Consider the following 9,984-nt stretch of genomic DNA (forward strand, 5'->3'; position numbering starts at 1 on the left):
TGCAAGATTACCTCGATTGTATTAAAACAAATATTAATCGTTACCTCTCAATCCCTGGAAGAAAGTTTCATTCTTTGGAAGATAGCTCTTTCAATGCTTGGATTAAACTCTATCGTGCAGATGAAAACCATAATAACTCATCTATTAGTTACTACTTAAAGGGTGGGCTAGTCTTCTTTGCCCTAAATATACTAATGGCCGATAAAGATAAGTCTGTTCTTGATCTTGTTAAGGTCCTTTGGCAGAGGTATCTCGACAAACCAGAAGTTGGTGTTACAGAAGATGAGGTCTTTAATCTTTTAAATGATCTTGTGGGGAGAGAGATTACTGATAAGTTTATTCATATGATCAAGTCGACTGAGGATATTGATTTTGAAGAGCTTCTTAAAATTGCTGGAGTCGAAGTTGAGTATGAGAAACCAACTGTTGAGTTAGGATTTACACCAGAGTTTAAAGGTGATCGTGTCATTGTTAAAACTGTCGAGCTTGATGGTCCGGCCTATAAATCAGGTCTTAATGCTGGAGATGAGATTCTTTCAGTTAATGGGCTTCGCTTCTTAAAATCTGACTATGATAAGAAGGATAAAATCTTCCTTGCAGATAAGACATACTCACTCTTCGTCTCACGTCTTGGTTATGTGACAGACCTCAATATCGTCACTGGAACAAGCTCGAAGAAGATAAAGTCACTAAAATCAATTGATGAAACTAAGAGTGTTGATATTTTAAAGATTATGTAGGTACGCGGGTCCTTTTCGAGGTTTTAGTGACTTAGCTCTATTTTGGTAATTCTTACTGACATGGTGGTATTGTGCAGCAGTTAGTGGTACATAGAGGGGATATTAGAAATAGGAAGTAGAAATGCAAAAATCAGAAAATAAGAGTTTCAAGAAACCAGTAAGATTTAATAGGCCAGGTGAGAGTAATTACAAGCCTAAGGGAATGACGGTTTACGTAGGAAACCTTAATTATAAAGTGACTAAGAAAGATCTTTTCGGGATCTTTGCTAAGTTTGGGAAAGTGAAGACGGTAAACCTTCAAACTCAACCGGGAACAGATAAGAGTAAGGGAATTGCCTTTGTAAGAATGGAAAAGGCGAAAGATGGGTTAAAGGCCATCGATTACTTAAATGGACGTGAAGTTGATGGAAGAACTCTCAAGGCAAGTGAAGCAAATGAGGGTGAATTTACGAAGAAGCCAAGAAAGTTTAAGTCTTCGACTAAGAAGACAAATGTTGAAATGGCGCTTGAAAAGAAGGAAATCAGAGCAAAGAAAAGAAATACTGGACTCAATGCTCTTAAGACTTTCTTAGATAAGAAGTAAGCAAAAATACTTAAGAAATCATCAAGTTATAAAAGATAAGGGCCTAGTATTGGCCCTTTTTTTATAGATCAGACTGAGAGAAAATACTATCTCTGAACAAATTCCTATGATAAATTTATAGAGATGATGCGTTATCTTTTAATCCTATTGACTATTTTTAGCTTCGTTAATTCGGCCTTTGCTGAATTAGATGAAGCCCTTCATCATGCGGATGAGAAGATTGAGACCCTGGCACATGATAATCACTCTCATGATCAAGACTCCATTGAAGAAGTCCATCATTGTTCAAGTAAAGATTGCCATGAAGAATCTCACGCTTCTGAGCACTGTCAAAACTTTTGCAGTGGTCTGCATAATCTGACTCAAATTCATTACCAAATCTCAATTCACATGCCTCAGGCGATGAAAATTGTAAGGCTTTGGCAATTTGAAAATCACTACTTAATGCCATCTCTTGATCCGGGGCTTCGTCCTCCAATCCAATCTTAAATTCATAGAAAGTAACGACATTTAATGAAATTTAAAATTGGAGACACCTATGTCTTTTTATCAAGGTATGAAGGTCCTTATCCTTCTATCAGTTGCGACATCTATTTCAGCAAATAGTTGTCAGCTTAAAAGTGCCAATCAGGTACTGAATTTAGTGAAAAAGAATCATCCTAAGATTCTTAAAAACCAAAAGAAACTTGAAATGTCTCGCGCCGATATTGAAGGTGCAGATGTATTTAAAAACCCTGAACTTGAGCTTGAGGGAGTCTCTAATCTAAAGGAGAGTTCGTCATATGAAGGTGCGATTCGCCTAACTCAAACATTTGAGTTGGGAGGCAAGAGAATGGCAAGGGTTGATAAGGCCCGCCGTGAATATCAACTCACCCAGAGTCTTGGTTCTTTAGAGAGTGAGAATATTGTTATCGAAACAGTGAAGAGTCTCTATCGTCTTCGTCATATGAATGAGCTTATTCCACTTTATCTCGAGTCAATTGACGCTTTTCAAAGAATTCATAAGAAGCTTGTTAACAGAACTTCTTTGTCAGCGGAGCAACAGGTTGAGAAAGAGACTCTTGAGTTGGCCATTAATGATTATCAATTAAAGTTGGCCAATATTAGAGTTGATAGAACTTATCTCAAAAATCATCTTAGTTTTTTTGCAGGAAATAATTGTGATGTGACGGATAGTGCCTCGGCGAGGGAGCTCGATTTAAGAGCTCAATCTGTCCCAACTTCTATCAATCAAGCTTCATTTTCTAAACTTCAAGTGGCCAAGGATTATCTTAATATTCAAAGGGCCAAGTTAAAAGTTGCCGAAGGTGAGGCCTATTCTGATCTGCGTTTTGGACCTGTCTTTGAAATTGATAAAGATGATGAAACTGTTAAAAGAGCTGGGGTTTCTCTTAGCTTTGACTTGCCTCTTTTTAATCGTAACAAAGCAGGCAAGGCAAGGGCCCAGGCCGAACTTAGTGCAGCTCAAATTCATTTTAAAAAGTTCGAGCAAGAAGCAAAACTCGATCTCTTTTCTTGGCAAACTCAATATCAGAAATATATTCAATCTCTAAAGAGAATGGATGGAAAGGCCAAGTTAGATAAGAAGCATAAGAAAGTGGAGGCCTTATTTAAAAGAGGGATTATCTCAACTTCACTTGTTATTGAATCCCATCGCCAGCTCATTGAGTATAGCAGTACAAGAAATAGTTTTGAGCTTGGAGCTGTTGAAGCGCTTTGGAATATCTATCACCATAATGGTGAAGTTTTAGCTAAGGAATTGTAATGAAATTATATAGAGGAATTATTGGGCTTTTGGCCCTTAGTCTTTGCCTTGCGGTATTTGCTAGCGAAGAGCATGATCACGACCATGAACATGGACATTCTCACGATGAGCCGCAAACAACAGGAGTTCTTGCTCCTAAGCATGACAATCTTGATGGGCATGATGATCACCATGAAGCCCACGAGGAAGGTCACGGAGGTGACCACCAAGAAGGTCACGACCACGACCACGATCACGGGGGCACAAAGGCCATCGGTCAAAACAAGGCAATTGTCGAAGTGGATGAGAAGAAGGGATTGAAATTGTCGAGTTCTGCTCTAAAGAACTTGGGTATTAAACTGATCTCTATCGGTGGCGAGGTTATTGTCGTTGATCGCGATGTGATGGTTAAGAGTAAAGATCATGTTGGGTTGTATCGTTTCAAAGACGGCTTCTTTAAGTTCTTTGAAGGAGAAGTTCTTCATAATGACAAGAAGACCAAGAAAATAAAATTGAGAGTGAAGGGACTTAAAAGGGGCGATCAAATTGTCATGAAAGGAGTTTCCCTTTTGAGAGTGGCAGATATTTATTCTACTGATAAGTCAGAATATGGGCATGCTCATTAAGGGGGAGTTATGATTAATAAGATAATAGAATTTTCTGTTAAAAATAGGCTCTTTGTTTTCTTGATGACGGGGATTTTAATTCTTGCCGGATTAAAAGCTTTTCAAGAGCTTTCTATTGATGCTGTTCCTGACATCACAAATACTCAAGTTCAAGTTAATACTCCTGTCAGTGGTCTTGTGCCTGAGGAAATTGAGAGGATGGTGACATATCCAATTGAGTCGGCGATGAATGGGCTTCCGGGGGTACAAAATATTCGCTCCATCTCACGTTATGGGATCTCACAAGTCACTATTGTCTTTGAGGATAAGGCCGATGTTTATAGCTCTCGTCAGTTAGTTGCTGAGAAGCTACAAAATATTGATCTTCCTGAGGGGCTAAAACCTGAAATGGGACCAATCTCAACAGGGCTTGGTGAGATCTTTCACTACTCTGTCGAGGCCAAGAATGTAGAGAGTGATGAGGGGAAGAGACTTGTTCAATTGATGGAGTTAAGATCTCTCCAGGAGTGGTTTATTAAGCCCAGACTACTAACAGTTAAAGGAGTTACAGAGATTAATACGATTGGGGGCTATGAAAAGAAGATTTTTATTAGTCCAAATATTGTCAAGATGAATCGCTACGCAATTGACTTTCACGATATAAAAGCGGCCATTCGCTCAACCAATGTCAATGTTGGTGGTGGTTATATCCAGCAAACGGGAGAGCAGCTCTTAGTTAGAGGAATTGGTCTTCTTAAAAATATTAAAGATGTTGAAAATGTCGTCGTTAAAAAACTTTCTAGTTTAGATTCCGTAAAGATTAAAGATATTGCGACGGTAGGAATCGATAAGGATATTCGAACTGGAGCGGCCACTGTCAATGGTGAAGAATCAGTTGTTGGAACCGCCTTTATGCTTCTCGGGGCCAATAGCCGAAGTGTTTCTCTTGCTGTAGGTGAAAAGTTAGAAATGATCAAGAAGGACTTACCAGATTGGGTAGAAGTAAAAGTTCTCTATGATAGATCAAATATGGTTAATAAGACTCTCTCTACTGTTGAGCACAATCTTTTAATGGGAGCAGGACTTGTTATTCTCTTTTTGATCGTACTAGTGGGAAATCCTCGAGCAGCACTTATTACGTCGATTACTATACCTATTTCTCTTCTCATTACTTTCATTCTAATGAAGTGGAAAGGGGTCTCTGGAAACCTCATGAGTCTAGGGGCGCTGGACTTTGGAATTATTGTCGATGGTGCGGTTATTGTTATTGAAAACTGTGTTCATCGCATTCAGAAAAAAGGTGAACTTCTTGGACGTTCGTTAACTCGTGAAGAAGTTCAAAAGGAAGTCTTAGCTGCGGCCATTGAAATTCGAAAGGCCGCGGGGTTTGGAGAGCTTATTGTCGTTGTCGTTTTTGTTCCACTCTTTGCTCTGACTGGAATTGAAGGAAAGATGTTTGGTCCAATGGCTCAGACATTCATTATGGCCCTGCTATCGGCCCTTGTGCTTTCATTTACTTTAGTTCCTGCACTTGCTGCAACATTCCTCTCTGGGAAAACTCGTGATGTAAAGCCTCTACTTATGAGAATTGCCGAAAAACTCTTTGCACCAGTACTGGACTTAGCTCTTAAGTTTAAAACTATTGTTCTTGGTATTGGGGTTGCTGCCATTGTTTCAGGGGCCATCTTATTTGCAAGTCTTGGTGCTGAATTCATTCCTCAACTTGATGAGGGGGATTTTGCCGTACAATTTATTCGCCCAGCAGATATTAGTACTGATAACTCAGTTGAACTGCAAAAGATCTCTGAAAGAGTGATAAAGGAATTTCCTCAAGTTGAAAATGTCTTTGCAAGAACTGGGGCCGCTGAAGTGGCGACAGATCCAATGGGAGTTAATATCTCCGATTCTTATGTCATGCTTAAAGATCGAAAGGATTGGCCAGAGGACTCAAAAATTGATTCAAAGAAGGATCTTATCGAAGCAGTCAAAATCAAACTCGAGGCCAGTGTCCCTGGACAAGTCCTCATGATTTCACAGCCTGTAGAGTTGAGATTTAATGAACTCTTAGAGGGGACAAGGGCCAGTGTTTCTGCGAAAGTCTTTGGTGATGACCTCGATAAGTTGATTGAAATCTCTAAAGAGGTTGCCCAGGTTATTGGCTCTGTTGAAGGAGCTGGAGAAGTTGAATCAGAGTCTAAAGGAAAATCTCCGCTTCTGCAGTATGAGCCAAAGCTTGATATTCTCTCGGAGTTAGGAGTTACCGCCCGTCCTGTTCTCGATAGTATTGAAACAGCTATTGGAGGAAATGAAGTTGGTCATATTTACGATGGTGTGAAGAAGTATCCACTTGTGACAAGACTTTCTGAAGAGCAGCGTAAAGATTTTGATATTGTTAAGAATCTTCCGGTGGCAATTTCTGAAGGACACACACTGCCAATTTATAAGATTGCGAATATAAGTTTTACTGAAACATTCTCTTCGGTTAGTAGAGAGAACTCTTCTCGTCGTATAGCAGTTCTTATCAACCCAAAGACTCGTGATATTGAGACCTTTGTGGCCAAGGCCCAGGCCGAGGTGGCAAAGAAAGTTCAACTTCCTCCTGGCTACTTTATCGAGTGGGGAGGAACATTTAAGAATTTAAAGAGTGCTAAAGAGCGCTTGGCCATTCTCGTGCCACTCTCTCTTATTATCATCTTGGCCATGCTCTACGCGGCCTTTAGAAGTTTCTCTCAAGTGGCGCTAATTTTTCTTTGTGCACCAATGGCCCTGATAGGAGGTGTTCTCTCTTTGAAAATTTTGGGGATGCCATTCAGTATTTCGGCAGGGGTTGGCTTTATTGCCTTATCTGGTATTTCTATTCTCAATGGGGTCGTACTTGTGACTTATTTTAATAAGCTTAAGGCCGAGGGGAAAACACCAGATGATGTTGTCAAAGAAGGGGCCATGAGTCGCTTGCGTCCTGTTCTTATGACGGCCTTAACTGATATCTTTGGATTCCTCCCAATGATGTTCTCAAGTGGGCTAGGAGCAGAGGTTCAAAGACCACTCGCAACTGTTGTCGTTGGGGGAATGATTTCAGCGACGGTTCTTACTCTTGTTGTTATACCGAGTTTATACCGACTCTTTTTCTTTAAAAATCAGCAATGATATATGATGCCTTGGGAGAGAACCAATTCTCTTCCGAGGTACTCTATTTTCTCCACCCAAATATCTCCAATAATCTCGTCTTGAAAGATGATTTTGTGATCTTGAATAGTGAAGTCTTTAATGACTAGAGTTTTCTGTCCTTTATAAAGGGGTGAGTAGGCCTTATAGGCCGCTTCTTTACAGGCCCAAAGCTCAATAAGTTCAAGGTCCTTATCATCACTCTCAAGAAGAAAGTACTTCTCGATACCAGAGCGGTAAGTACGATCGCTCCATTCCACATCAACGCCAATACTGGCAACTTTGGGATCTTTAGAAATGGCGGCACAGCCTAGATCCTTTGTATGGGAGAGGCTGACTTTTATTGTTGGATCATCTTTCATATGGAGATGATCGACGATCTCAAGACATTCCAATCCTGTTAGGTCTCTTAAAGACTTTCTTGATAAACGGTAATCAGCCCTTTTTTCTGGGAAAAAGTCTGTAGGAACTTCATGGGTAAGCAGATATTGGCATTGCATGTTTTTTTTATTGCGCATCAGCATCAAATTTGCAATAAATGAATGGAATTTTATATTTATTTGGGGAGATAATTATGATGCCGCATGAAGTCAATGCCATTATCGCTAAGATTGTTTTTGTTCTATCCGCAGCCACTGTTATTATGATGGCAAAAGTAAGAGCTGAAGAAATCAAACCAGTTCAAAATATTACTATTTCACAAGAAATCACTAAGTAGTTCTAAGCAATTCGAATTTTCCTAATATATCTGACCGGTGTCCACTTAAGGGTAGACACCGGTTTTTGTTTTTTCTATAATTTTACTCGACATTCCAATATCTCAAGGAGAGAGATCACATGAGTTTTGTATCCAGCAGACAACAATCTAGGCACATTGCTATTAATAGAGAAGAGCGCTATTTTGAGCGTCCTACTGATAGTAATGGTAATTATCAACGAGTAACTGATTACTATGGTGAATATATTTTTCACTTCGCTGATGCTCAAGAAATTCCTGCTTCAATTAAAGAGGAGCTAGAGCAAGCTGTGGCCGATGGTGCTGTGATCAGCAGGGAACACGCTGAAGTTGTGGCCAAGGCCGTAACGGAGTGGGCAATTAAGAAAGGGGCAACTCACTTTTGCCACTGGTTCCAACCTCTTACTGGCTCAACAGCTGAAAAGCATGATGCCTTCTTAGACTTTGCAGATAAAGAACAACCAATTGAAACATTATCAGCTTCACAACTTATTCAAGGTGAGCCAGATGCTTCTTCTTTTCCAAATGGAGGATCGAGATCAACATTTGAGGCCCGTGGTTATACTGCTTGGGACTTAACTTCTCCGATGTTCCTAAAAGAAGGGGCCAATGGAATGACTCTTTGTATTCCAACGGCTTTCGTTTCATACCATGGTGAAGCACTCGATATTAAAACTCCACTTCTAAGATCTGTCTCTGCCCTTAATAAAGAGGGAACACGCTTTATGCACCTTTGTGGTGAAAAAGATGTCAAGAAAGTTAGTGTCACTTGTGGTGCTGAACAGGAGTACTTTCTCGTCGATAAGAATTTCTACTTCGAGAGACCTGATCTGGTTATGTCGGGAAGAACTCTTTTTGGAGCTCCATCTTCTAGGAACCAGCAATTAGATGACCACTACTTTGGTGCGATCCCAGAGAGAGTCATGGCCTTTATGGAAGAGCTTGATCTAGAGCTCCATCGTTTAGGAATTCCTGCTAAGACAAGACATAATGAAGTTGCTCCAGGGCAATTTGAGTTAGCGCAAATTTTTAGAGATGCTAATACCGCGGCCGACAATAACCAAATGGTGATGGCCATGATTGAAGATATTGCAAGAAGACATAATTTTGTCGCTCTTCTTCACGAGAAACCATTTGCTGGAATCAATGGTTCAGGTAAGCACCTAAACTGGTCAATGGCCACTGATACGGGAATCAATCTGCTTGGTCCAGGAAAAGAAGTTCATCAAAACTCACGTTTCTTGGCCTTCACTTCAATTGTTATTGAAGCGGTGAAGAGACACTCGAAAATGCTTAGAGTTGCCGTTTCTTCTCAAGGAAACGATCATAGACTTGGGGCCAACGAAGCCCCTCCAAGTATTATCTCTGTTTTTACAGGATCGACTATTGGCTCAATTCTAGAGGCCATTAAAGATGGGAAGGAGTTTACTCCTGAAGGTGATATTACTCTTGATCTTGGTGCTAATCAGTTAGCTTCACTTCCAAAAGATAATACAGATAGAAATAGAACATCTCCATTTGCCTTTACTGGAAATAAGTTTGAGTTTAGAGCTGTTGGTTCTTCTCATGCCATTGGATTCCCTCTTACAATTCTTAACGGAGCAGTTGCTTCTGTTTTAAAAGAATCAAATGACATTCTTGAAGAAATGATTAAGGGTGGAGAGTCTGTTGATAAGGCACTCTTAAAGCTTAGTGAAAAGTGGATGAAGTCTTCTTGGAATGTCATCTTTAATGGAGATGGTTATTCAGAAGAATGGGTTAAAGAAGCTGAAAAGAGAGGTCTGCCAAATCTTAAGACTACGGCCGATGCTCTTCCTATTATGATGGACACTCAAGAGACAGCTTATCTGACTGATCTTGGAATCTATCGTCGTGGAGAAATTGAAACTCGTTATAATGTTCTTATTGAAAGATACTGTACGCTAAGGGAGATTGAATTTACGACTCTTATAGACTTAGTTCATCAATATGTTGTTCCTGCTGCAATTAAATTTAAGAAGGAAATTGCAGATGTTGTTCTTGCTCAGAAAGAATTAAAGGTGGAATCTACTGTAGAGATGGACGTTTATAAGAAGGTTAACCTCATGCTAGAGTCTCTCTATGAAGATACAAGAAATTTAGCAAATATGGTTAAGACTCTTCCTGAAAATGAAGAAGAAAGGGCCAAGGAAATTGCAAACTCACTTATGCCATTGAGTGAGCAGATTGCAAAATTCATCGGTGAAGTAGAAGTTCATATGCCAAATGAGCAATGGCCTCTACCATCGTACTTCGACATGCTATTCCTGAGATAGGTACGCGGGTCCTTTTCGTATTTTTAATAATTTATCATGCCCAAATAGCAGTTTCTGTTATTTGGGCTTTTTTATAAGTGGTTGAAATATCGAAAAGGACCCGCGTACCTTCCTATA

Annotated in this window: 9 protein-coding genes; 8 read left to right on the forward strand and 1 reads right to left on the reverse strand. The window is 39.9% G+C overall.

Annotated elements, in window-relative coordinates; translation table 11 throughout:
* The 6 genes from M901_RS13685 to M901_RS13710 form a co-directional block, all read left to right on the forward strand.
* Nucleotides 1-740, forward strand: a 740-nt coding sequence (locus M901_RS13685; protein WP_021278804.1) for a PDZ domain-containing protein, incomplete at its 5' end; no start/stop codon positions are given.
* Nucleotides 741-861: 121 nt separating this feature from the next.
* Entirely contained in the window at nucleotides 862-1,323 is a 462-nt protein-coding gene (locus M901_RS16765) for an RNA-binding protein (protein WP_021278800.1), read from the forward strand.
* 126 nt (nucleotides 1,324-1,449) lie between these two features.
* Entirely contained in the window at nucleotides 1,450-1,812 is a 363-nt protein-coding gene (locus M901_RS13695; RefSeq protein ID WP_021278801.1) for a hypothetical protein, read from the forward strand.
* 49 nt (nucleotides 1,813-1,861) lie between these two features.
* Nucleotides 1,862-3,088: a TolC family protein gene (locus M901_RS13700; RefSeq protein WP_021278805.1), complete on the forward strand. Its 1,227-nt coding sequence runs from the start codon at nucleotides 1,862-1,864 to the stop codon at nucleotides 3,086-3,088.
* On the forward strand, nucleotides 3,088-3,693 hold the full coding sequence (locus tag M901_RS13705; protein ID WP_021278808.1) for a hypothetical protein: 606 nt from the start codon (nucleotides 3,088-3,090) through the stop codon (nucleotides 3,691-3,693). The genes M901_RS13700 and M901_RS13705 overlap by 1 nt, the downstream gene beginning before the upstream one ends.
* A gap of 9 nt (nucleotides 3,694-3,702) precedes the next feature.
* Entirely contained in the window at nucleotides 3,703-6,819 is a 3,117-nt protein-coding gene (locus M901_RS13710) for an efflux RND transporter permease subunit (RefSeq protein ID WP_021278803.1), read from the forward strand.
* On the opposite strand, the gene M901_RS13715 is transcribed toward M901_RS13710, so the two are convergent.
* Nucleotides 6,810-7,337 carry a 4'-phosphopantetheinyl transferase superfamily protein gene (locus tag M901_RS13715; RefSeq protein ID WP_021278806.1) on the reverse strand — a complete coding sequence of 176 codons (528 nt, stop codon included), beginning with the start codon at nucleotides 7,335-7,337 and terminating at the stop codon, nucleotides 6,810-6,812. The two genes, M901_RS13710 and M901_RS13715, sit on opposite strands and share 10 nt — an antisense overlap.
* Before the next feature lie 74 nt (nucleotides 7,338-7,411).
* Here M901_RS13715 and M901_RS17610 point away from each other — a divergent pair, with 74 nt between their 5' ends.
* On the forward strand, nucleotides 7,412-7,555 hold the full coding sequence (locus tag M901_RS17610) for a hypothetical protein (RefSeq protein WP_021278802.1): 144 nt from the start codon (nucleotides 7,412-7,414) through the stop codon (nucleotides 7,553-7,555).
* Between the two features lie 119 nt (nucleotides 7,556-7,674).
* Nucleotides 7,675-9,867, forward strand: a complete 2,193-nt coding sequence (locus M901_RS13720) for a glutamine synthetase III (RefSeq protein ID WP_021278807.1) — start codon at nucleotides 7,675-7,677, stop codon at nucleotides 9,865-9,867.
* Nucleotides 9,868-9,984 lie beyond the last annotated feature (117 nt).

This window comes from Bacteriovorax sp. DB6_IX, assembly GCF_000447775.1.
GTDB lineage: Bacteria > Bdellovibrionota > Bacteriovoracia > Bacteriovoracales > Bacteriovoracaceae > Halobacteriovorax_A.

Bases quoted from the DNA above. Each gene is read 5' to 3' on its own strand.
- M901_RS16765 (WP_021278800.1), top strand. From the start codon at position 862: ATGCAAAAATCAGAAAATAAGAGTTTCAAGAAACCAGTAAGATTTAAT.
- M901_RS13720 (WP_021278807.1), top strand. From the start codon at position 7,675: ATGAGTTTTGTATCCAGCAGACAACAATCTAGGCACATTGCTATTAAT.
- M901_RS13710 (WP_021278803.1), top strand. From the start codon at position 3,703: ATGATTAATAAGATAATAGAATTTTCTGTTAAAAATAGGCTCTTTGTT.
- M901_RS13705 (WP_021278808.1), top strand. From the start codon at position 3,088: ATGAAATTATATAGAGGAATTATTGGGCTTTTGGCCCTTAGTCTTTGC.
- M901_RS13715 (WP_021278806.1), bottom strand. From the start codon at position 7,337: ATGCAATGCCAATATCTGCTTACCCATGAAGTTCCTACAGACTTTTTC.
- M901_RS13700 (WP_021278805.1), top strand. From the start codon at position 1,862: ATGTCTTTTTATCAAGGTATGAAGGTCCTTATCCTTCTATCAGTTGCG.
- M901_RS13695 (WP_021278801.1), top strand. From the start codon at position 1,450: ATGCGTTATCTTTTAATCCTATTGACTATTTTTAGCTTCGTTAATTCG.
- M901_RS17610 (WP_021278802.1), top strand. From the start codon at position 7,412: ATGATGCCGCATGAAGTCAATGCCATTATCGCTAAGATTGTTTTTGTT.